The following is a 22,093-nucleotide window of genomic DNA, read 5'->3' as shown; positions in this document are numbered from 1 at the left end:
AGCGGGGAGAGGGGAAAAGAGAGAGGGCGGTTTACGCCATGCTCAGCTCGTGCCGGCCGACCACCATCCAGTGCACCTCGTCCGGACCATCCGCAAAACGCAGGTGCCGCACGTCCTGGTACATCTCGGCCAGCGGGGTCCAGTGCGAGATGCCGGTGGCACCGTGCATCTGGATCGCCTGGTCGATGATCTTGCAGGCGCGCTCGGGCACCATGGCCTTGACCATGGAGACCCAGACGCGGGCCTCCTTGTTGCCGAGCACGTCCATCGCCTTGGCGGCCTTGAGCACCATCAGCCGCATCGCCTCGATCTCGCAGCGCGCCTGCGCGATGATCTGCATGTTGCCGCCGAGATGGGCGATCTTCTTGCCGAAGGCTTCGCGGGTGAGGCCGCGCTGCACCATCAGATCGAGTGCCTTCTCGGCCTTGCCGATGGTGCGCATGCAATGATGGATGCGCCCGGGTCCGAGGCGCAGCTGCGAGATCTCGAAGCCGCGGCCTTCGCCGAGCAGCATGTTCTCCTTCGGCACGCGCACGTTGTTGAAGCGCATGTGCATATGGCCGCGCGGCGCGTGGTCCTGGCCGAACACGTACATGGGGCCGAGCACCTCGACGCCGGGCGTGTCGCGCGGCACCAGGATCTGCGACTGCTGCTTGCTCGGCGCCGCGTCCGGATTGGTCTTCACCATCACGATGAGGATCTTGCAGCGGGGATCGCCAAGGCCTGAAATGTAATATTTCTCGCCGTTGATGACCCATTCGTCGCCGACGAGTTTTGCGGTCGTCGAGATGTTCTTGGCGTCGGAGGAGGCGACGTTCGGCTCGGTCATGACATAGGCGGAGCGGATCTCGCCGTTGAGCAGCGGCTTCAGCCACTTCTCCTTCTGCTCCTTGGTGCCGACGCGCTCCAGCACCTCCATGTTGCCGGTGTCGGGCGCCGAGCAGTTCATGGTCTCCGAGGCGAGCGGGCTCTTGCCGAGCTCGGCCGCGATATAGGCGTAGTCGAGATTCTTCAGGCCCTGTCCGGTCTCGTCATCGGGCAGGAAGAAGTTCCAGAGGCCTTCCTGCTTGGCCTTGTTCTTGGCCTTCTCCAGCACCTCGAGCTGCTTCGGCGTAAAACTCCAGCGATCCTCCTTGCCTTCGCCCGCCTTGGCGAACTCGATCGACATCGGCTCGACGGTGTCGCGGATGAACTTCTTGACGTGGTCGTAGAGCGGCCGGACCTGGTCCGACATGCGAAGGTCGTTGAGCTCGTCGCCCGGATTGAGCGTGTAGTTGGTGGTGCGGGGAATGTAGGCGTGTTTTGTCATTGTTCCTCCCGGGGACGCTGCGTTCATGCTGTACGCAAGAATAGTCGCAGCGCGGCAAAAGTGCGAGCGCGCATTTTTCACGGCGACCCATGCCACGCGATGGAATATCGCGAGGGCGTTTGAAATGTTGTTTGAAAGGGGCGAGATCTCTCACCGACGTCGTCCCGGACAAGCGCGCCTCAAGCGCGCGTAGATCCGGGACCCATACGCCGCAGCAATAGTTTTGCGAAGGCTCGGAGTTGCCAGCTTCGCGCTACAGCTTCTCCCCGGGGTAATGGGTCCCGGCGTTCGCCGGGACGACACTGACCGTGTGGCCAGACCTAGCTCGCCATCCGGTGCATCGCGCAGATCTTGTTGCCGTCGAGGTCGCGCAAATAGGCGAGATAAAGCTTGTTTCCCGCGCCCTCGCGGATGCCGGGCGGATTCTCGATCGGCGTTCCGCCGGCGGCGACACCGGCGGCGTGCCATCTGTCGACCTGCTCAGGCGAGTTGGCGGCAAAACCGATGGTGCCACCGTTCGCAGCCGTCGCCGGCTCACCGTTGATCGGCTTCGACACCGAGAACACGCCGGTCTTGGTGATGTAGAAGATGCGATGGCCGTCGACCCTGGCCGGCCGCACCTCGAGTGTGCTCAGCAGGCTGTCGTAGAACGCCTTGGCCTTGTCCAGGTCGTTGGTGCCGATCATCACGTGCGAGAACATTTGCCCTATCCCCCTCAGAGTCTGTAGCCCGGATGGAGCGCAGCGAAATCCGGGTCTTGCTTGCTTCTGGAAATCCCGGATTACGCTTCGCTCCATCCGGGCTACGAGACTCAAAACGCGGTATATCCGCCGTCGATCACGAACGTGTCCGCGGTGTGATACGACGACGCCTTGCTCATCAGATACACCGCGATGCCGCCGAAATCGGAGGCCTCGCCGAAGCGGCGCTGCGGAATCCGCGGCATCACGTTGGCGACGAACTTGTCGTTGGCCATCAGCCCCGCGGTCATGTCGCTCTTGATCCAGCCCGGAAGGATCGCGTTCGCGGTGACGCCGTGGCGCGCCAGCTCAACGCCGAGCGCGCGCACCAGCGCGTTGATCGCGGCTTTCGTCGCGGCATAGTGCTCGTTGCGCGCGGTGCCGAAGATCGAGGCCAGGCTCGAGGTCGCAACCAGCCGGCCGAAGGGATCGCCGGCATTGGCGCGCTCGGTCATGTGCCTGGCGGCGGCCTGGAATGCGTGGAAGACGCCATCGAGATTGGTCGCGAACATCGTGCGCCATTCCTCCTCGGTGCGCTCGATGAAGGACCGCCGGCCACCGCCGCCGATGCCGGCATTGGCGAAGCAGCCATCGACTCGGCCGAAAATGTCGAGCGTGGCTTTCATCGCGGCATCGACCGAGGCCGGATCAGTGACATCGCAGACCCGGCTGTCGACCTTGCCGGCAAGGCTTGCCATGCTCGCGGCAGCAGCCTTGTTCTTGTCAGCATTGCGGCCCCAGATCGAGACGTTGCAGCCCTGACCGGCGAGCGCCTGTGCGATGCCGAGCCCGATGCCGCCATTGCCGCCGGTGATCACGGCGACGCGGCCGGAGAGGTCGAAAATGTTCATGGCGCGTTTCCTGTTTTTGGCAAGGTTTTTTGGTATGGCGCGCGTCAGCCGGTGCGCGCAAGATCATGCGATATGACGGTGGGGTATGCTTTCGTCACCATGGACAAGGCCGCGCCAAAAATCAAATATGCGCCCCGGCAAAACTAATTCCGGTCTGCGAAACTGACGCAGGCGGCAACCGACGAGGAAACAATGCAGTTCAAGCACGTCACGCTCGATTTCGATGGTTCGGTCGCGATCCTCAAGCTCGACCATCAGGAGGTGATGAACGCGGTCTCCATGGACATGCTCGGCGGCCTTGCCGAGGCGCTCGACACGATCGAGGAGAAGAAGGACGAGGTGCGCTGTGTCGTGCTGACCGGCGCGGGCCGCGCGTTCTGCACCGGCGCCAATCTCCAGGGCCGCAACAACCAGTCGAAGAAGACCAAGGCCGGCCTGACGCTGGAGACCGGCTTTCATCCCTTCCTGCGCCGCATCCGCAATCTGCACTGCCCCATCATCACGGCGGTCAACGGGCCGGCGGCGGGCGCCGGCATGAGCTTCGCGCTGCTCGGCGACATGATTTTATGTGCGCGGTCCTCTTACTTTCTTCAAGCGTTCCGCCGCATCGGCCTCGTTCCGGATTGCGGCTCGACCTGGCTGCTGCCGCGCCTCGTCGGCCGCGCGCGCTCGATCGAATTGTCGCTGATGGGCGAGCGGCTGCCGGCCGAGAAGGCGCTGGAATGGGGCCTCGTCAACCGCGTCTACGACGACGGCGTGCTGATGGAGGAGGCGATGAAGCTCGCGCGCGATCTCGCCAGCGGCCCGACGGTCGCGCTGTCGCTGATCCGCAAGCTCTATTGGGACAGCCCGGAAAATTCTTTCGAGGATCAGCTCAATCTCGAATTCCAGTGCCAGCTCCGTGCCGGCGACACCCAGGATTTTCGCGAGGGCGTCGGCGCATTTCTTGAGAAGCGTCCCGCGCAGTTCAAGGGCAAATGATCGAGGTCGAACTCTCTCGCAGCGTCGCGCGCTGGTGCAAGGGGGCGACCGGCGTCACCGGCGCGGCAAAGCTGTCCGGCGGTGCCAGCCAGGAAACCTGGCGCTTCGACATCGTGCATCCCGATGGTGTGATCGGCGCGATCCTGCGCCGCTCGCCGAAGGGTTATGGCGCGGCTCCAACGCGCGCGGCGGGCCTCGCCGCCGAGGCGCAGCTGATGCAGCTCGCGTTCGAGGCCGGCGTGCCGTCGCCGCGCGTGATGCATGTGCTGACGGCTGAGGACGATCTCGGCACCGGCTTCATCATGCAGCGCGTCGAGGGCGAGACCATCGCCCGCAAGATTCTTCGCGATGACACGTTCGCGGCGGCGCGGCCGCATCTCGCGCGGCAGATCGGCGGCATTCTCGCTGGCCTGCACAGTCTGCCGCTGGGCAAGCTGCCCGAGCTGCGCAGCCGGAACGCGACCCAGGAGATCTCCGAGTTCGAGCGCGACTATCGCAGCCTGAACTGGCCAAAGCCCGTGTTCGAGCTGGCGCTGCGCTGGCTGCGCGACCACGATCCGGGCCCGTCGGCGGAGACCACGCTGGTGCATGGCGATTTCCGCAATGGCAATCTCATCATCGGCCCTGACGGTGTCCGCGCCGTGCTCGATTGGGAGCTCGCCCATCTCGGCGACCCCATGGAGGATCTCGGCTGGGTCTGCGTCAACTCCTGGCGCTTCGGCGAGATCGACAAGCCCGTCGGCGGTTTTGGCACACGCGAGGAATTGTTCGCCGGTTATGAGGCGGCAGGCCGCAAGGTCGATTCAGCGCGCGTGAAGTTCTGGGAGGTGATGGGCACGCTGCGCTGGGGCATCATGTGCGGCGGCATGATGCAGCGGTTTCGCGAAGGCCCGGACCATTCCATGGAGCGCGCCATGATCGGCCGCCGCGCCTCCGAAACCGAGATCGATCTGTTGCGGCTTCTGGCGCCGCGCGGGAGTTGACACATGCAGGACGAGCCGACCCCGGTCGAGCTGACCAAGTCAGTCGCCGACTTCCTCCGCAACGACATCACGCCGCTGATCTCCGGCCATCAGGCCTTCAAGCTGCGCGTCGCCATCAACATCCTCGATCTCGTCACGCGGCAGCTGACGCAGGAGGAGGGGAGCGACGCGAAGGAGGTGGAGCGCCTGCGCGCGCTGCTCGGCGTGGACGGCTCGGTGACAGAGCTCAACCGCATTCTTGCCGATCGCATCGCGATCGGCGAGACTGATCTCGCAACCCCGGGCCTCGCCGAGCATCTGTGGGCGACCACGATGGACAAGCTGGCGGTCGATCAGCCGAATTATGCGTCTTACAAGCGGGAGTTGTCGCGAGGCGGGTAGGCACCCCCGCACATTTCCATCGTCGTCCCGGCGAAGGCCGGGACCCATACCGCGGAATCTATCGGTTATGAGCGGTAGGAGTACCAAACGACGAGTCTTCGCCAAACTCCTCCCTGTGGTTATGGGCCCCGGCCTTCGCCGGGACGACTCGGGGAGGTATCGTTGCGCACGACATCTTGCGGTGCGCTGCTGCCTTACTCGGAGAGCGTTTCTACTTCCCCACCCATTTCGGCGGCCGCTTCTCCGAGAACGCCTTCGGCCCCTCGATGTAATCCTGCGAGACCGCCATCGCCTGCACGGCCGGATAGTCGCGCTGCTCGGCGATCGCCTGCTCGAGCGACACGGCTAGCCCCCGCTGGATCGCCTGCTTGGACGCGCGGATCGACATCGGCGAGTTCTTCGTGATCATCTCGGCCCAGCGCAGCGCGGCCGTCAGCGCCTCGCCCTGCGGCACCACCTCGTTGACGAAGCCGAGCTCAAAACCTTCCTTGGCGCTGACATGGCGCGCGGTGAGGATCATGCCCATGGCGCGCTTCAGCCCGATCTGTCGCGGCAGGCGGTGCAGGCCGCCGGCGAGTGCGGCAAGGCCCACGCGCGGCTCGGGCAGGGCGAAGGTCGCATTCTCCGCGGCGATGATGAGGTCGCAGGCGAGCGCGATCTCGAAGCCGCCGCCCATGGCAACGCCGTTCACGGCAGCGATGATCGGCTTGTCGCAATCGAAGCGCGAGGTGAGGCCGGCAAAGCCGCCCTTGTCCCAGCCGCGCTTGCCGCCGGCGGCTTGCCACTTCAGGTCATTGCCGGCGCAGAACGCCTTGTCGCCGCTGCCTGTGACGATCGCGATCCACTGGTCGGGATCGACGGAGAAATCGTCGAACACCTTCTGCAGTTCGAAATGCGCATCGGTGTGCAGCGCGTTGTAGACCTCGGGCCGCGACAGCGTGACGATCGTGATCGGCCCCTTGCGTTCCACCCTGGAAAATTTCAGCTCCATCGCGCGCTCCCGCATTTTCTTCTGAAGGAATATCGGCGTCATACTAGCGCGCGTCGGCGCTCGAGCACCATCGAATTGCGCTGGTGCGCCTTGCGTAGCCGTCACGCCTCGACTTGCTTGACTTGCGCGCGCTCCTCTCACCTTAATCGCGAGAAGCAAAGGTGCGCCTAGCGCCTTAACGCAAAACGAAAAAGTCAATCCGGGAGAGAGCTATGGATTTCTCATTGCCTGCCGATCTCGTCGCCTATCTCGGAGAGCTCGACCGTTTCATCGAACGCGAGATCAAGCCGCTGGAGGAGGCCGACGACAACATCCGCTTCTTCGACCATCGACGCGAATGGGCGCGCACCGATTTCGAGAATGGCGGCCTGCCGCGTCATGAATGGGAAGCGCTGCTGCGGAAGGCGAAGGATCTTGCGGATGCCGCGGGGCATCTGCGCTTTCCGGTGCCGAAGCAGTATGGCGGCAGAGACGGCTCCAATCTCTGGATGGCCGTGATCCGCGAGCACTTTGCCGCAAAGGGTCTCGGCCTGCACAACGATCTCCAGAACGAACATTCCATCGTCGGCAATTTCCCCGTCGTCACCATGCTCGACCGTTACGGCCGCGACGACCAGAAGGCGATGATCGACGGTTCGATCAGGGGCAAGTATCGCATCACCTTTGGTTTGACCGAGCCGCATCACGGCTCGGACGCCACCCACATGGAGACGCGCGCGGTGCCGGCAACCCGCGACAACGTCAAGGGCTGGATCATCAACGGCGAGAAGATGTGGACCACCGGCATGCATGTCGCCACCCACTGTGCGCTGTTCGCGCGCACGAGCGGCAATGACGGAGATGCCCGCGGCATCACCAGCTTCCTGGTGCCGGCCAAGAGCCATGGCGTCAAGGTCGAGGAGTACATGTGGACCTTCAACATGCCGACCGACCATCCCCGCGTGAGCTTTAACGACGTGTTCGTGCCTGAAGATGCGCAGTTCGGCGAGGTCGGCCGCGGCCTGTCGCTGGCGCAGTGCTTTGTCCATCAGAACCGCATCCGCCAGGCGGCGAGCTCGCTGGGCGCTGCCGTCTACTGCATCAACGAGAGTGTGAAATACGCGCGCGAGCGCAAGCCGTTCGGCAAGGCGCTGGCGGAAAACCAGGCGATCCAGTTCCCGCTGGTCGAACTCGCCACGCAAGCCGAGATGCTGCGCCTGTTGATCCGCAAGACCGCCTGGGAGATGGACCAGCTCACCGAGGAGCAGATCGAGCGCACGCTCTCCGACCGCGTCTCGATGTGCAACTATTGGGCAAACCGCCTGTGCTGCGAATCCGCCGACCGCGCCATGCAGGTCCACGGCGGCATGGGCTACTCACGCCACAAGCCGTTCGAGCACATCTACCGGCACCATCGCCGTTACCGCATCACCGAGGGCAGCGAGGAGATCCAGATGCGGAAGGTGGCGGGGTTTCTGTTCGGCTATATGGGGCCGGGGAAGCATTAACTGCCGCTGCTAGCGCAGCTATCGTAGGGTGGGCAAAGCGGAGCGTGCCCACGATCCTTTGAATACGGAATGAGATGGTGGGCACGGCGCTTTGCGCCTTTGCCCACCCTACGGCACCGCGGGATCAATTCACCCGTCGATCCTTCCCCGCCCAATACGGCTCGCGCAGCTGCCGCCGCAAGATCTTGCCCGACGGATTCCGCGGCAGCGCTGGCAAAAACTCCACGCTCTTCGGCGTCTTGTAGCCGGCGATGCGCTCGCGGGTGAAGTTGATGATGTCGGTGGCGGTGGCCTGCTTGCCGGGCTTCATCACCACCACCGCCTTCACCGCCTCGCCCCATTTGTCGTCGGGTACGCCGATCACGGCGGCCTCGGCGACATCCGGGTGATCGCACAGCGCGCTCTCGACCTCGGCGGGATAGATGTTCTCGCCGCCGGAGATGATCATGTCCTTGATGCGGTCGTGGATGTAGAGGTAGCCGTCTTCGTCCATGTAGCCGGCATCGCCCGTGCGCAGCCAGCCGTCGTCGCGCAGCGTTGCAGTGGTTGCCTCCGGCAAATTCCAGTAGCCCACCATGTTGGAGCCTGAGCGCGTCGCGATCTCGCCGACCTGACGCGGCGGCAGCGGCTTGCCGTCCGCGTCGAGGATCGCGATCTCGACGCCCGGCAGCGCCTTGCCGGCCGAGCGCATCCGCTCCAGACCCTCGACATGGTCCTCCGGCGGCAGCGCGACGATGGTCCCCGTCGTCTCGGTCATGCCGTACATCTGCACGAAGCCGCATTTGAAGACCTCGATGCATTCCTTCAGCAGCGCCGCCGGAATCGGGGAGGCGCCGTACAGCATGTATTTCAGCCTGGAGAAATCGACCGTCTTCGCGCGCGGCTGCCGCACCACGAATTGCATCGCCGCCGGCACCATGAAGAGCTTGGTGATGCCCGACTGCTCGAAGAAATCCAGAACCTTGGTCGGATCGAACTCGCGTGCGATCACGCCGCGGGCGCCGTGATAGAGCCCCATCACGCCCCACCCCGAACCGCCGATATGGAAGATCGGCATCGCCACCAGCGAGACGTCGTCGGTCGACCACCGGTTCCACTCCGGCTTGTCCGCGGCATTGCCTGTTTGCACGAGGTTCAGGAAATTTGCGTGCGAGAGCATCGCGCCTTTCGGCTTGCCCGTCGTGCCCGAGGTGTAGAGCTGAATCGCGATGTCCTTCGTGTCGATCGGCACGTTCGGATCATCGCCGCTCTGCGCATCGCGCCAGGCCGTAAAATCCTGCCACTCCGGCGCGCCGCCCTCGGTGGTGACGATGGTGCGCACGCCCGGGATCAGGTCCCTGATCTGGCGAACCTGCGTGATGAACTCCGGCCCGACGAACAGCACCGGCGCCCTGCAATCCGAGACGATGAAGGCGACCTCCGGCGCTGCGAGCCGCCAGTTCACCGGCGCCATCACCACGCCGGCCTTCATCGCGCCCAGCAGCAGCTCGAAATAGAGATCGCTGTTCTTGCCGAGATAGGCGATGCGATCACCCTTCTTCACGCCCATGGCTACAAGCGCGTTCGCGACCTTGCTGGTCTTGACGTCGAATTCCGCGAAGCTGGTGGCGCGGCCCTCGAACTCATATGCAATGGCGCTGCCGCGGCTCCTCGCGCGCTCGCGCACCATGTCGGCGAGGTCAGCCAATGGCTGTGTGGACATGTTTCTCCCGTGGGCGTTTTGTTTTTTATGCGGGGAGTGTGGCGTCATCCGCGGGTGAAGACAAGATGGGGGCCCCGCTGTCGTCCTGGCTTTCGCCAGGACGACAGCGGGGAGGCGTATTACCCCCGCTTCGCCCGGTCCTTCTCGTTCTGCGCCATGATGCTCTCGCGCGCGGTCTTCCAGTCGTCGTCGCTCCAGTCGCGGAGTTGGTAGAAATTGCCGCCCATGGCGAGCGCCTGGCCGCCGTCCATGGCGATGGTCTCGCCGTTGATCCAGTCGCAGCCGCCGGAGATCAGGAACACCGCAAGGTTCTGCAACTCCTCCATGGTGCCGACGCGGCCCATCGGGTTCATCGCCTTGGTGCGCGCGCCGGCCTCGTCGCCCGGCTTGATGCGCTTGCTCATGCCCTCGGTCGGGATCTCGCCCGGCGCGATGGTGTTGAGGCGGATGCCGTAGCGGCCCCATTCGGTCGCGAGCGACATCGTCATGGCGTGGATCGCCGATTTGCTCATCGCCGACGGCACCACGTAAGGAGAGCCGTTGCGCACCCACGTCACCGTGATGGAGACGACATTGCCGGGCTGCTTCAACGCGATCCAGCGCTTGCCGATCGCGTGCGTGACGTAGAACGTGCCGTGCATGACGATATTGGCGACCGCATCGAAGCCGCGCGGCGAGAGCTCTTCTGACCGCGAGATGAAATTGCCGGCGGCGTTGTTGATGAGGTCGGTGAGGGGACCGTCGCGAAAGATGGTCTCGATCATCTCGTCGACCGCGAGCGCGTTGCGGATGTCGACGCCGTGGCTGGTGACGCGGCCGCCATAGAGGTCCATCAATTCGGTCGCGGTCTCGTCGCACACGATCTTGCGCCGGCCGCAGATGTGGACCTCGGCGCCGAGCTGCAGGAAGCGCGCCGCCATCGACTTGCCGAGCCCGGTGCCGCCGCCGGTCACGAGAATGCGCCGTCCGGCCAGAAGATTTTCCTTGAACATCGCCGTTTCTCCCGTACGGATTGTCAGTTAATTGGTCGATTGACTAAATCCGGCCGTCAGCCTTCTGTAAAGCGGCACCGAACAAGAACAGGGAGAATTCATCCATGGAAGAGCGCGTCTCGATCTCGATCTCGGAAGGCGTCGCCGACGTGCGCCTGGTGCGCGCGGACAAGATGAACGCGCTCGATCAGGCCATGTTCGAGGCCCTTGTCGCGGCAACGGACCGGCTTTCGAACGACAAGAGCGTACGCGCCGTCGTGTTGTCCGGTGAAGGCCGCGCCTTCTGCGCCGGTCTCGATATGGGGCGTTTTGCCGCCATGAAGGAGAAGGGCGGCAATGGAATTCCGGGTGGCGAAAATCGCGACCTCACCGTGCGCACGCACGGCCAGGCAAACTTTCCGCAACAGGCGGTATGGGGCTGGCGCCAGCTTCCGGTTCCGGTGATCGCGGCCGTGCACGGCGTCGCCTTCGGCGGCGGCTTCCAGCTCTCGCTCGGCGCCGACATGCGCTTTCTCAGCCCGGATGCGCGGATGTCGGTGATGGAGATCAAATGGGGCCTCGTGCCTGATATGGCGGGCACGCCGATCCTGGCCTCGCTGGTGCGCGAAGACATTTTGCGCGATCTCACCTACACCGGCCGCATCTTCTCTGCCCAGGAGGCGATGACCTACGGCCTTGCCACGCGCATCTGCGATGATCCGCGCGCGAGCGCGCTCGAAGTCGCACGCGAGATCGCGGGAAAAAGCCCCGATGCGATCCGTGCGGCCAAGCGTCTCCTCAACAATCTCTCGGTCGATCCGGGCCCCGCGCTGCTCGCCGAGTCCGTCGAGCAGCAGAAGCTGATCGGCAGTGCGAACCAGACCGAGGCGGTGCGCGCCAATCTGGAGAAGCGTGCGCCGAAGTTTGCGGATTGATCTCTCCGTCGTTCCGGGGCGATGCGCAGCATCGAACTATGGTGCGCAATTGCGCACCTGAGAACCTCGAGATTCCGGGTCTGGTCCTTCGGACCATCCCGGAATGACAACGTAACAACAAAGAAAAACAAAAATGAGCGAAACGTCCCACTTCCTTGGCATCGTCTCCGCCGAGCGCCGCCGTTCCCATGCGGAGGTCACCAATCGCGCCGATCGCATTGCCTCCGGCCTCGCCACAATCGGCGTCCGCCAGGGCGACTGCGTCTGCATACTCATGCGCAACGACATCGCTTTCCTCGAAGCCGCCTACGCCGCGATGCGGCTCGGGGCCTATGGCGTGCCGATCAACTGGCACTTCAAACCGGAGGAGATCAACTACATCCTGAACGACACCGGCACGTCCGTGCTGATCGGGCATGCCGACATGCTGCATGGCTTGCGCGATGCGGTTCCCAAAGGGGTCACGGTGCTCAGCGTGCCGACACCGCCGGAGATCCTGTCCAACTACAGGATCGATCCGGATCAGTTGAAGACCCCGGACTTCGCGATCGATTTCGAATCCTGGCTCGCGCAGCAGCGGCCCTATGACGGCCCGATCGTGCCGCAGCCCATGAACATGATCTACACCTCGGGTACGACAGGCCATCCCAAGGGCGTGCGGCGCAACGCGCCGACGCCGGAGCAGCAGGCTGCCGGCGAACGCATGCGCGCGATGATCTACGGGCTCAAGCCGGACGCCCGCGCGCTATTGCCGGGCCCGCTCTATCATTCCGCGCCGAACTCGTTCGGCATCCGCGCCGGCAAGCTCGGCGGCGCGCTGGTGCTGATGCCGCGGTTCGAGGCGGAAGAGTTTCTCGAACTCATCCAGCGCTACAGGATCGACACCATCTTCATGGTGCCGACCATGTTCATCCGCCTGATGAAGCTGCCGGAAGAGGTGCGCAGGAAGTACGACGTATCTTCCTTGCGCCATGTCATCCATGCCGCCGCGCCATGCCCGGCCGACATCAAGCGCGCCATGATCGAATGGTGGGGGCCGGTGATCTACGAATTCTACGGCTCGACCGAATCCAGCGCGGTCACCTTCGCGACCTCCGAGGACGCGCTGAAGAAACCCGGCACCGTCGGCAAGATCTCGCCCGGTGCCGAGCTTCGTTTCCTCGGCGAGGACGGCCGGGTGCTCGGCGTCGGCGAGATCGGCGAAATCTATTCCCGCATGGCGGAGCTTGCCGATTTCACCTACCACAACAAGCCGGAGAAGCGCGCCGAGATCGACCGCGACGGCTTCATCACCTCCGGCGATGTCGGCTATATCGACGAGGACGGCTACGTCTTCATTTGCGACCGCAAGCGCGACATGGTGATCTCGGGCGGCGTCAACATCTATCCGGCCGAGATCGAATCCGTGCTGCACGCCGTATCAGGCGTGCATGATTGTGCGGTGTTCGGCATCCCCGATGCGGAATTCGGCGAGGCGCTGATGGCTGTGGTCGAGCCGCAAGCCGGCGTCACGCTCGATGCGTCGGCTGTCCGTGCGCGATTGAAGACCTCGCTCGCCGATTACAAAGTGCCAAAACACATCGAGATCCGCACCGAGCTGCCGCGCGAAGACTCCGGAAAGATCTTCAAGCGCCGCCTGCGCGATCCCTATTGGGAGCAGGCGGGACGGAAGATTTGACGGTCCGTAGCCCGGGTGAGCGAAGCGATACCCGGGACGGTGAGAGTAAAGTCCCGGATGTCGCTTCGCTCATCCGGGCTACAAGAACCGGCAAGAGGAGGCAGTGGAGTAGCAATCATCGATCGGCTCGGCTAGGTTGCGGCTTACATTTTCTGCAGCTTGCGATTTTCCATGCCCTCATACCGTGCCAGTCCCGGCTTCTTCGAAGTCCCCCATGCCGCCGTCTACGCGCTGATGACGGTCACGGTCCTCGCGTCGGGGTTCTGCTTCATCCAGGCGGGCGGTCCGGCGGCGCCGGCGGAACTGCTGTATCGCTACGGCGGCATGTATGCGACCGCGATCGCGCGGCACGAGTACTGGCGCCTCATCGCCTATGGCTTCCTGCACGTCAATTTCATCCACCTCACCATGAACATGTTGTGTCTGGTGTTGTGGGGCGGGCATCTCGAGCGGCGGGTCGGACCAGCCTATTTCCTCATCATCTATCTCTGCGCCATGGTGTTCGGCGCCGTCATCGGCAATGGCATCCATTCCACGCCTTATTTGACGGTCGGCGCGTCCGGTGCCACGTCGGGCATTTTGGGCGCGCTGCTGTGCCTGTGGATCCTCGGCAAGCTCGACGTCAGGTTCGACTTCTTCGCGATCAACATCGGATTGAACATCGCGTTTGCGCTCGGCAATTCGCGGATCGACTGGGGCGTCCATCTCGGTGGTTTTGCGGCCGGGCTGATCGCCTGCGCCGTGCTGGACCTGGTCGAGAAGGCGAACGCCTGGGTGCTTCGCTGCAAGTTTCCCGAGGCCGTGAAGGTCAATCTTACCCTGCTTGGATGCGTCGTTGCGCTGTGGACCTGGAGCGGTCAGGGCCAGGCCTTCGTCGCAGGAACTACCGGATGGGGCCTGATCGTTGTCGTGGTCGCATGTTGTGCCGTCGTGAAGACGATTGACCTCGCACTCTCCATCAAGAAGGGCCTTGCGATCGTCGTGGCGGTTTTGGCCGGAGCGAACGCTGCCGCCGTGATGCTTTCCGGTTGGGCTCTGGCATCGTTTTGCAGCGCGCGCTGGCCGACCGGGTCCGTTCCGCTCGACAATCTTCTCGTCACATTCTGTCCCAATCCTGTGCTCATCTCGGGGCTGGCCGCGATTGGCGCCGCCGCGTTGACGCTTTGGCTCTGCTCGAAGGAGATCTCGCGCGGGATGGAGGATGTCGGATTTGTCGGCGCGTCGCTGCGTGCCGAACGCAGCCGGCGTCATGGACTATGACCGCAGAGGTCGTGCTATAAGAGGGCTCATTGACCGCGGATGATCCCATGACCCCCGTTTCCATCCTGCTCAACATCCTCTGGATCCTCATCGGCGGCGCCTGGATGGCGTTCGGCTGGCTGGTGGCCGCCGTCATCATGGCCGTCACCATCATCGGCCTGCCCTGGGCGAGGGCGGCGTTCAACATCGCCGTCTACACGCTGCTGCCGTTCGGCTCGAAGGCGGTCAGTCGCTACGAGGTCACCGGTGTCGAGGATATCGGCACCGGGCCGCTCGGGGTGATCGGCAACATCATCTGGTTCGTGCTGGCCGGCTGGTGGCTGGCACTCGGCCACCTCGTGACCGCCTTGGTGCTCGCGATCACCATCATCGGCATTCCCTTCGCCTGGGCCCATCTGAAGCTCGCCGGCATCGCGCTGTGGCCGATCGGCAAGGTGATCGTGCCGGCTTAGAATGGCCGGGGTGACGCATCGTTCTGTCGATCCGGCGCGATCAACCGTACATCGCCGTCCAATTTTGCATTCCTACTGATCGCGAACCGAGTTCCCGTGCTATCATGTCTCTTCCGCGTGGGTTTAGGAGGCAAGACATGTCTACCTACCTGCGATTACAAACCGCCGATTTAAAGCCGGAAATGGTCGGCCGCATCACGGCAGCTTACGAGCAGGCGCTCCATACGCTTTGCGTCAAGGATCGTGACGACCCGCTCACGGAAATGGTCGCAAACAAGATCATCAAGATCGCGCAAAGCGATGTTCTTACCCCTGCAGAAATTGCGGCCTTAGCGATCAAGGAACTTGAAATGCGTTAGGCGTCTTTTGCTGATGCCGACGCACCAAGGGGTAGCCGGTCAGCATAGCTGACGATATTCGCTGCGCTTGCGGATCGACGGCTGACGTCCGCCACGCTTCATGTTACGGTATGGTTCGCTTTGGATCGCGTGGCCATGCCGTTCAGTGTTGACTGTTTATCAGCTCTGGCTGAGCCGGTTCTACCAAGAAGTTCATGAACCAACGATAGAAGCGACAATCTCTGCAGACTTCGTCGGTTTGAGACGAAGCGTCGTTCGGGTGTGTCACGTTGGCGTTCAGCGCCGACGCACAACTCGACTCTAGCAAGGAAAAGCATGCGCAGGTGCAAAGCAGGTCATTTGCAACTTGGCGGCAGCTCACGGCAGAGCCTTAAAGCCGCCCTTTGATTCCAAGGAGGGCCCCCATGAAGTCTATTTACCTGAGCATAATCGATACACCCTCTGCAGTCTGGAGGCTTGCCAAAACAACGGCATTCGTAGCAGTGCTCGTGGCCATTGCCCCCGCGGCTGTTCAGAGCGAGCCGATTGAGAAGAAGGGTACGACCCCCTATGTGACGCATTTCATTTTCAGGCCGTTGATGGCGATTGATACCGCCGAACTTGGCAAAGCCACCATGCTGGAGGCGGTCGGAACAACGCAAAACATGAAGGGAGAGAAGATGCTGGACAAGATGTCCGCGCGTTGCGTAGCGCTGAACGTCTCATCCGGTGAAAAGAAATACATCGATGGAGCCTGCGTGCTGGCCGACAGCGACGGCGACAAGATTTTCTCGACCTTCGATACTCGGGACCTCGACAAGTCCCAGCCAAAGATGGACTGTGGAACCCATATCATCACCGGAGGTACCGGCAAATATAAGGGGATCACCGGGAGCGAGCCATTCGCGTGCATCACTATGCCTGCGCTGGCTGGCTCCGGGGATTATTTTGCGATGGATATCCCGCACAACACGTCGTGGGAGGTCAAATGATCCTAACGGGGGCGTCCCACTAAGCGCTGGTTATCGACAGCGGACGTCAATCACTAAACGAGAGCCCGGCCAACAGCCGGGTTCTTTCTTGCAGATGCTCATCAGCAGAGAGCAAGAGTTGTAAATGCAATAGGCCGCTGACACGCTTGAGCTCGTAGGATGGGCCCGCGCTGGTGCTCGCGATCACGATCATCGGCATTCCCTTCGCCTGGGCCCATCTGAAGCCCGCCGGCATCGCGCTGTGGCCGATCGGCAAGGTGATCGTGCCGGTTTAGGCCGTGGCCCGGAAACGTCGGCCGACCGGCGGAGCGGAAGTCGCCGGGGGTGTTGTTGACTTGTGACTCACAACGGACTTCATAAGAGCAGTGACGCAGCGGTGTGCGTACGGCCAGTTGGAATTGGAACTCAGGACGACCCGCTGTAGGTGCGACCGAACCAACGCGCGTAATTCGGATCATCGATCATTCGGTTAAGCCGCGCCCGGCGCAAGCGGTGGATGAAGTCCTGCTCTTCTGTCATCCTACTCCGCTCCGGAGGCCCGGCGTGGAGAAGGCTCAGCACCCAATTTGAGAACTCCTGATAGCGCCAGATGTCCGGAAGCCGCGAAGCCGAGTAACCTTTGAGGCGGTCGCCGCTGGCGGCATCGCCGTAACGCTCACACAGGCCAGCCGCGAGTTCGACCGCATCCTGAATAGCCATGTTCATGCCCTTGGCGCCCGCTGGCGTCACCATATGAGCGGCATCACCGGCGAGGAATATACGCCCCAACTGCATCGGCTCGCGCACGCGAACGCGCAGATCGAGGAAATCCCGCTCGATGAGATCGCCGCGGACCAGGGGCGGTTGGCCGGGATTTGCCATGCGCTCTTCCAGCTCTGCCCAAACACGTTCGTCGGGCCAGTCGGCAACCGTGTCGGTAGCAGGCACTTCCAGATAGTATCGAGTCGACGCCGCAGAGCGTCGAAACTGTCCCGCGAATCCTTTGGGATGCAGTGCATAAACTGTCCGGGGGCTCGGCGGGGCAATTGCAGCGATTATCGCAAGCCAGCGGAAGGGGTGGGCAATCTCGAACGTCTTGAACCCCGCTGCGCGCGCGACCAGACTTCCGGCGCCGTCGCAGCCCACGACAGCTTCGGCACGGATCGTGAAAGGTTCACCATTCGCTGCGGTAACCGCCCGCACCTCGACATCTGTGTCGTTTTGAGCAATGTCGACAACCCTAACCCCAAAACGGATCTGACCGCCCTTCGCGACAAGTGCATCGGCCCAGTCGCCTACAAGCTCCTGTTGCGGGTAGATGTAGTGACCCTGACCATCATCGCTGGGAGCCCCGTAGTTGCAGACGATAACTTCGCCATCGATCCGGAATTCGCAGATGCCGTTGCGGCCTCCGCGCTCGATGATGGTGTCGGCAAGACCGAAGGGGCGGAGTGCGGCGACCGCGCGTTGCTCGATCAGTCCGGCTTTCGTCCGGCTGCGCAGCTCGGCTAATTCCTCACGTTCCAAGATCACGAACGAGATGTTCGACCTGTGAAGGATTTGGGCGAGCACAAGGCCTGCCGGACCAGCGCCGACGATGCACACCAACGCAGCGTCACTAACCATGCGTTCACCCCATATCGAGAAGTCAGATCACCGCTGTTGGCCCGTGACTGACCTTAGTTCAGAGCGCCGCGAGGTCTGCTTCCTCGACGTGATCCGAACAAGGCCACGCAACTGGCCAAGATAGCCTTTGACCCCTATCGGAAGCCGGTGGGCCCAATTTGGCTTTGCACCGTTGGGAGGTATCGCAGCCATTCTGCGGATCGGATACCGCGCGGGTCAACAGCTCTGTTCGAGACGACGTAATCGATCTCACCGCGCGTGGTGCCGATATCCATCAACTCCCTGTCACTTAAGTCAGACAACGCCGAGCGCAATTTCTGGCGATCGCGCCGCTCCAGAAAGACATCCCAGTATTTCCAGATGAAGCCGGAGAGGGCCAATACGGATGCCCGTTCCAGCCAAGCTGTGCCGTGCGTCGTGCTCATTGCGGAGTCTCCCTCGGACGGTGTGTCATTGGATGCTCCTCCTGATTTGGTGTGGACGCCCGACAATCGGACGCACTTCCATCGAACGCCCGATCATAGGGGAACGGAAATGCCGATCCCCAATCGGTTCGATAGCCGCCGCCTATCGCGCCGCGGGCATCGGTCTGTCCTCGGCACGACGGTGCCAAGCCGCTGTTGCGCGCCCAATTGCTCGCGTTGCCGTCGGGCAAAACACGCCACATGAAGGTCAAGAGATCCGGCACGAATTATTCTGATTGACCGAATTTCTGGTTTCGGTTAAACCGCAAGGCATCCCGGCCCGTCAAAGGGACGTTTCGCGATCGTCACGATACGTAGGCCGGGATGCGATGGACGCGGCAGCGCCGGCGCGTGACGGGGTGGCAGGGCGGGCTACGCCTGCGAGTCATCACGATCCGCGGCACGACACGGCGCTGTCACAGCGTTTCCTTTCGGCTTCGGGGGCGAGCACGCGCGAGCTTTCGAATGTTTGGGAGGCACGTCCGCGGACGGCAAAAGCGTGTGGTCCTGACGCCCGGGGTCTGTGCGTCAAGGCTTGCGGTGGTGAAGCGGCCCGACCGGGCGCGCGCATCAGTGATCCGCAAGGCGACGGGGGCAATAGTGCATCGCTCCCCGGGGAGAGCGCGCCATAAGCCGTAAAACCATTGCGCAGGGAAGGCCGGGATGTCCGGGCGTCACCTGTGGTCACCCCGCGTGCGTTTCTCGCGTGCGGACCCTGGGTGCCAGCCGGCGCCCGGCCTTCCCAGCGCCCTCTGTTCTCGACGAGGGTGAGACGGACAGCAAAGCTTCGGGCGGAACACGCCGCGAGGATCCGAAGGCATGTCTATTTGTAAGCCTGGCTATCTTCTCGTGCCCCGGACGCAGCGCAGCGCGCCCCCCGGCGATGCGAAGCATCGTCCGGTGCGGCGTGATGCGCTGCAGAGCGGGGGCCCAGATTGCGCGCTGTGCTCCGCGGCTCCTGCGTCCCGGCTCTGCGCGGCAACGCTTAAGGGCGTTGCAGCGCGTCCGGGACACGAAATCTTCGCCCTGCCGCGCCGCCACCAAGTTCATCTTGCGCTGCGGTAGAAAAATATCGCACACTCCTTCGGACCGGGCCGCCAAGGCGCTAGCAGGGGAGCGAGCCATGTCCCTCCAGACCATACCATCCGACGCCACCGAGCATCGCCCCAACCGCCCTGAGGACGCCCAGGCGCTGGAAGCGGATGCGCGGCTGCGCGACGACATCCGCCTGCTCGGGCGCATCCTGGGCGACACCGTGCGCGACCAGGAGGGCGCCGACGTGTTCGACCTGGTCGAGCGTATCAGGCAAACCTCGATCCGGTTCCACCGCGACGAGGACCGGCTCGCCCGCCGCGAGCTCGAGCAGATCCTCGACAGCATGTCGACCTCCGAGACGGTGCGGATCGTCCGCGCCTTCAGCTATTTCTCGCACCTTGCCAACATCGCCGAGGACCAGAACAACATCCGCCAGATGCGCGCCCGCAGCGCCGCCAACAACGGCGGCTCCGGCGTGCTGGCGGAGACGCTGGCTCACGCCAAGGCGGCAGGCATCGGCCCCGACCAGCTCCGCAACTTCTTCAAGACCGCGCTCGTCAGCCCGGTGCTGACCGCGCATCCGACCGAGGTCCGCCGCAAGAGCACCATGGACCGGGAGATGGAGATCGCTGGCCTGCTCGATCGCCGCGAGCGCGTCGCGCTGACCGCGGACGAGGCGGCTGCCAGCGACGAGCAGCTCCGCCGCGAGGTGCTGACGCTGTGGCAGACCAACCTCCTGCGCCGGACCAAGCTCACCGTGCTCGATGAGGTCGGCAACGGCCTGTCGTTCTATGACTACACCTTCCTGCGCGAGGTGCCGCGGCTGGTCAACGTGCTGGAAGACCGGTTGGAAGAGGGCGAGCAGGCCGCTGGCGAGCTCGCCTCGTTCCTGCGCATGGGCAGCTGGATCGGCGGCGACCGCGACGGCAATCCCTTCGTCACCGCCGATGTCATGCGCGGCACGCTGCGGCTGCAGTCGAGCCGGGTGATGCAGTTCTATCTCAACGAGCTGCACGTGCTCGGCGCGGAACTGTCGATCGCAGCCCACCTCGCCGACGTCTCCGAGGAGCTGCGCAACTTGGCGGAGCGCTCGCCGGACACCTCGCCGCACCGGAGCGGCGAGCCCTATCGTCTCGCGGTCTCCGGCATCTATGCGCGCCTCACCGCAACGGCCGAAGCGCTCGAGGTCGAGATCACGCGCCGGCCGGTCGGCAAGGGCAGGCCTTACGAGAGCGTCAAAGAGTTGCAGGCCGATCTCGACGTGCTGCACCGTTCGCTGATCTCCAACAATGCCCGCGTCATCGCCCGCGGCCGGCTGCGGCTGCTCCGCCGCGCAGTGGACTGCTTCGGCTTCCATCTGGCGCGGCTCGACATCCGCCAGAACTCGGCGGTGCACGAGCGCACCATTGCCGAGCTGATGGATGCCGCCAATCCCGGCATGTCCTATCTCGCGCTCGGCGAGGAGGCGCGTATCTCGCTGCTCACCAACGAGCTGCGCTCGACGCGCTCGCTGGTCTCGCCCTTCGTCAAATATAGCGACGAGACCATGGGCGAGCTCAACGTCTTCCATGCCGCCGCGGAAGCGCATGCGAAGTTCGGCTCGGACGCGATTCCCCAATGCATCATCTCGATGTGCAAGGGCATGTCCGACATGCTCGAGGTCGCGGTGCTCTTGAAGGAGGTCGGCCTCGTCCATCCCTCCGGGCGCAGCGCCATCAACATCGTGCCGCTGTTCGAGACCATCGAGGATTTGCAGGCGTCAAGCGGCATCATGGACCGCATGCTGTCGCTGCACGATTACCGCCGCCTCGTCGACAGCCGCGGCAGCGTGCAGGAGGTCATGCTCGGCTATTCCGACAGCAACAAGGACGGCGGCTTCGTCACCTCGGGCTGGGAGCTCTACAAGGCCGAGATCGGACTCGTCGAGGTGTTCGAGCGTCACCACGTGCGGCTGCGCCTGTTCCACGGCCGCGGCGGCTCGGTCGGCCGCGGCGGCGGGCCGAGCTATGACGCCATCATCGCGCAGCCCGGCGGCGCGGTGAACGGTCAGATCCGCATCACCGAGCAGGGCGAGATCATCTCGTCGAAATATTCCAACGCCGAAGTCGGCCGCAACAATCTGGAGATCCTGGCCGCCGCGACGCTGGAGGCGAGCCTGCTGCACCCGCGCCAGAGCGCGCCGCGCCGCGAATATCTGGTTGCGATGGACGAGCTTTCGAATCTCGCGTTCAAGGCCTATCGCGGCCTCGTCTATGAGACCGAAGGCTTTGTCGATTATTTCTGGGCCTCGACCGTCATCAACGAGATTGCCACGCTGAACATCGGCAGCCGCCCGGCCTCACGCAAGAAGACGCGGGCGATCGAAGACCTTCGTGCCATTCCCTGGGTATTCTCCTGGGCGCAGTGCCGCCTGATGCTGCCGGGCTGGTACGGCTTTGGCAGCGCGGTCGAGCAGTGGATCACTGAGCATCCCGACAAGGGCATGCCGTTCCTGAAAGAACTCTACAAGGAATGGCCGTTCTTCCGCATGCTCTTGTCGAACATGGACATGGTGCTCGCCAAAAGCTCGATCGCGATCGCCTCGCGCTACGCCGAGCTCGTGCCGGACGAAGCCTTGCGCGAAAAAATCTTCGGCCGCATCCGCCGCGAATGGCATTCCTGCATCGAGACGCTGCTCGACATCATGGGACAGGACCGGTTGCTCCAGGGCAATCCGCTGCTCGAGCGCTCGGTGCGCCACCGCTTCCCCTATCTCGATCCGCTCAACCACGTGCAGGTCGAACTGCTGAAAGAGCATCGCGCGCAGAACCCGGACGAGCAGGTGCTGCGCGGGATTCAGCTGACGATCAACGGTATCTCGGCGGGGCTGAGGAATACGGGGTAAACCCCACCCGTCGTTCCGGGGCGCCCGAAGGGCGAACCCGGAACCTCGAGATTC

19 protein-coding genes and 1 pseudogene are annotated in these 22,093 nt (G+C 63.5%); 12 read left to right on the top strand and 8 right to left on the bottom strand.

Going from position 1 to position 22,093, the window contains the following annotated elements; translation table 11 throughout:
• Window positions 1–31: 31 nt before the first annotated feature.
• The 3 genes from JQ592_RS02650 to JQ592_RS02640 all read right to left on the bottom strand — a co-directional run bounded on the left by JQ592_RS02650 (window position 32) and on the right by JQ592_RS02640 (window position 2,900).
• Window positions 32–1,309, bottom strand: a complete 1,278-nt coding sequence (locus JQ592_RS02650; RefSeq protein WP_027558632.1) for an acyl-CoA dehydrogenase family protein — start codon at window positions 1,307–1,309, stop codon at window positions 32–34.
• Window positions 1,310–1,629: 320 nt separating this feature from the next.
• On the bottom strand, window positions 1,630–2,010 hold the full coding sequence (locus JQ592_RS02645) for a VOC family protein (protein ID WP_211401355.1): 381 nt from the start codon (window positions 2,008–2,010) through the stop codon (window positions 1,630–1,632).
• A gap of 110 nt (window positions 2,011–2,120) precedes the next feature.
• Entirely contained in the window at window positions 2,121–2,900 is a 780-nt protein-coding gene (locus tag JQ592_RS02640; RefSeq protein ID WP_211401354.1) for an SDR family NAD(P)-dependent oxidoreductase, read from the bottom strand.
• Between the two features lie 192 nt (window positions 2,901–3,092).
• On the opposite strand from JQ592_RS02640, the gene JQ592_RS02635 reads away from it, so the two are divergent.
• From JQ592_RS02635 to JQ592_RS02625, 3 genes are read left to right on the top strand one after another with little or no spacing between them, the layout of a single operon-like run.
• Window positions 3,093–3,881 (top strand): enoyl-CoA hydratase/isomerase, encoded by a 789-nt coding sequence (locus JQ592_RS02635; protein ID WP_211401353.1) that lies wholly within the window; start codon window positions 3,093–3,095, stop codon window positions 3,879–3,881.
• Window positions 3,878–4,864, top strand: a complete 987-nt coding sequence (locus JQ592_RS02630) for a phosphotransferase family protein (RefSeq protein ID WP_211401352.1) — start codon at window positions 3,878–3,880, stop codon at window positions 4,862–4,864. Before JQ592_RS02635 ends, JQ592_RS02630 begins: the two co-directional genes overlap by 4 nt.
• 3 nt (window positions 4,865–4,867) lie before the next feature.
• Window positions 4,868–5,245, top strand: coding sequence for a DUF6285 domain-containing protein (locus tag JQ592_RS02625; protein ID WP_211401351.1), 378 nt, complete (start codon window positions 4,868–4,870; stop codon window positions 5,243–5,245).
• A gap of 211 nt (window positions 5,246–5,456) precedes the next feature.
• On the opposite strand, the gene JQ592_RS02620 is transcribed toward JQ592_RS02625, so the two are convergent.
• Window positions 5,457–6,236, bottom strand: a complete 780-nt coding sequence (locus JQ592_RS02620) for an enoyl-CoA hydratase-related protein (protein ID WP_211401350.1) — start codon at window positions 6,234–6,236, stop codon at window positions 5,457–5,459.
• A gap of 212 nt (window positions 6,237–6,448) precedes the next feature.
• Between JQ592_RS02620 and JQ592_RS02615 the strand changes: the two genes are divergently transcribed.
• Window positions 6,449–7,723, top strand: coding sequence for an acyl-CoA dehydrogenase family protein (locus JQ592_RS02615; RefSeq protein ID WP_211401349.1), 1,275 nt, complete (start codon window positions 6,449–6,451; stop codon window positions 7,721–7,723).
• 124 nt (window positions 7,724–7,847) lie between these two features.
• On the opposite strand, the gene JQ592_RS02610 is transcribed toward JQ592_RS02615, so the two are convergent.
• Both JQ592_RS02610 and JQ592_RS02605 read right to left on the bottom strand, forming a co-directional pair.
• Window positions 7,848–9,425, bottom strand: coding sequence for a fatty acid--CoA ligase (locus JQ592_RS02610; RefSeq protein WP_211401348.1), 1,578 nt, complete (start codon window positions 9,423–9,425; stop codon window positions 7,848–7,850).
• 119 nt (window positions 9,426–9,544) lie between these two features.
• Entirely contained in the window at window positions 9,545–10,417 is an 873-nt protein-coding gene (locus JQ592_RS02605) for an SDR family oxidoreductase (RefSeq protein WP_211401347.1), read from the bottom strand.
• Window positions 10,418–10,521: 104 nt separating this feature from the next.
• Between JQ592_RS02605 and JQ592_RS02600 the strand changes: the two genes are divergently transcribed.
• From JQ592_RS02600 to JQ592_RS02570, 7 genes and pseudogenes are all read left to right on the top strand, one after another.
• Complete coding sequence (locus JQ592_RS02600) at window positions 10,522–11,331, top strand: crotonase/enoyl-CoA hydratase family protein (protein ID WP_211401346.1); 810 nt, start codon at window positions 10,522–10,524, stop codon at window positions 11,329–11,331.
• A 133-nt stretch (window positions 11,332–11,464) separates the two neighbouring features.
• Window positions 11,465–13,009, top strand: coding sequence for an acyl-CoA synthetase (locus JQ592_RS02595; protein ID WP_211401345.1), 1,545 nt, complete (start codon window positions 11,465–11,467; stop codon window positions 13,007–13,009).
• Window positions 13,010–13,180: 171 nt separating this feature from the next.
• Entirely contained in the window at window positions 13,181–14,269 is a 1,089-nt protein-coding gene (locus JQ592_RS02590) for a rhomboid family intramembrane serine protease (RefSeq protein WP_211401344.1), read from the top strand.
• A 47-nt stretch (window positions 14,270–14,316) separates the two neighbouring features.
• Window positions 14,317–14,721, top strand: coding sequence for a YccF domain-containing protein (locus tag JQ592_RS02585; protein WP_211401343.1), 405 nt, complete (start codon window positions 14,317–14,319; stop codon window positions 14,719–14,721).
• A 137-nt stretch (window positions 14,722–14,858) separates the two neighbouring features.
• Window positions 14,859–15,080 carry a hypothetical protein gene (locus JQ592_RS02580; protein WP_211401342.1) on the top strand — a complete coding sequence of 74 codons (222 nt, stop codon included), beginning with the start codon at window positions 14,859–14,861 and terminating at the stop codon, window positions 15,078–15,080.
• Window positions 15,081–15,484: 404 nt separating this feature from the next.
• A complete protein-coding gene (locus JQ592_RS02575) occupies window positions 15,485–16,051 on the top strand; it encodes a hypothetical protein (RefSeq protein WP_211401341.1) in 567 nt (188 codons plus the stop codon).
• A 167-nt stretch (window positions 16,052–16,218) separates the two neighbouring features.
• A pseudogene (locus tag JQ592_RS02570) lies at window positions 16,219–16,326 on the top strand (YccF domain-containing protein); the annotation flags it as partial.
• Between the two features lie 130 nt (window positions 16,327–16,456).
• Here the strand turns inward: JQ592_RS02570 and JQ592_RS02565 are convergent.
• Window positions 16,457–17,656: an FAD-dependent monooxygenase gene (locus JQ592_RS02565; protein ID WP_211401340.1), complete on the bottom strand. Its 1,200-nt coding sequence runs from the start codon at window positions 17,654–17,656 to the stop codon at window positions 16,457–16,459.
• A 134-nt stretch (window positions 17,657–17,790) separates the two neighbouring features.
• The gene (locus JQ592_RS02560; protein WP_211401339.1) at window positions 17,791–18,081 is read right to left on the bottom strand and encodes a DUF1127 domain-containing protein; all 291 of its coding nucleotides are present in this window, start codon (window positions 18,079–18,081) and stop codon (window positions 17,791–17,793) included.
• A gap of 1,162 nt (window positions 18,082–19,243) precedes the next feature.
• Here JQ592_RS02560 and ppc point away from each other — a divergent pair.
• Window positions 19,244–22,039 (top strand): phosphoenolpyruvate carboxylase, encoded by a 2,796-nt coding sequence (ppc, locus tag JQ592_RS02555; protein WP_211401338.1) that lies wholly within the window; start codon window positions 19,244–19,246, stop codon window positions 22,037–22,039.
• Window positions 22,040–22,093 lie beyond the last annotated feature (54 nt).

Origin of the sequence: Bradyrhizobium iriomotense (assembly GCF_018129405.1) — a bacterium.
GTDB classification, from domain to species: domain Bacteria; phylum Pseudomonadota; class Alphaproteobacteria; order Rhizobiales; family Xanthobacteraceae; genus Bradyrhizobium; species Bradyrhizobium iriomotense_B.
This window is presented reverse-complemented; position numbering and strand designations above follow the sequence as displayed.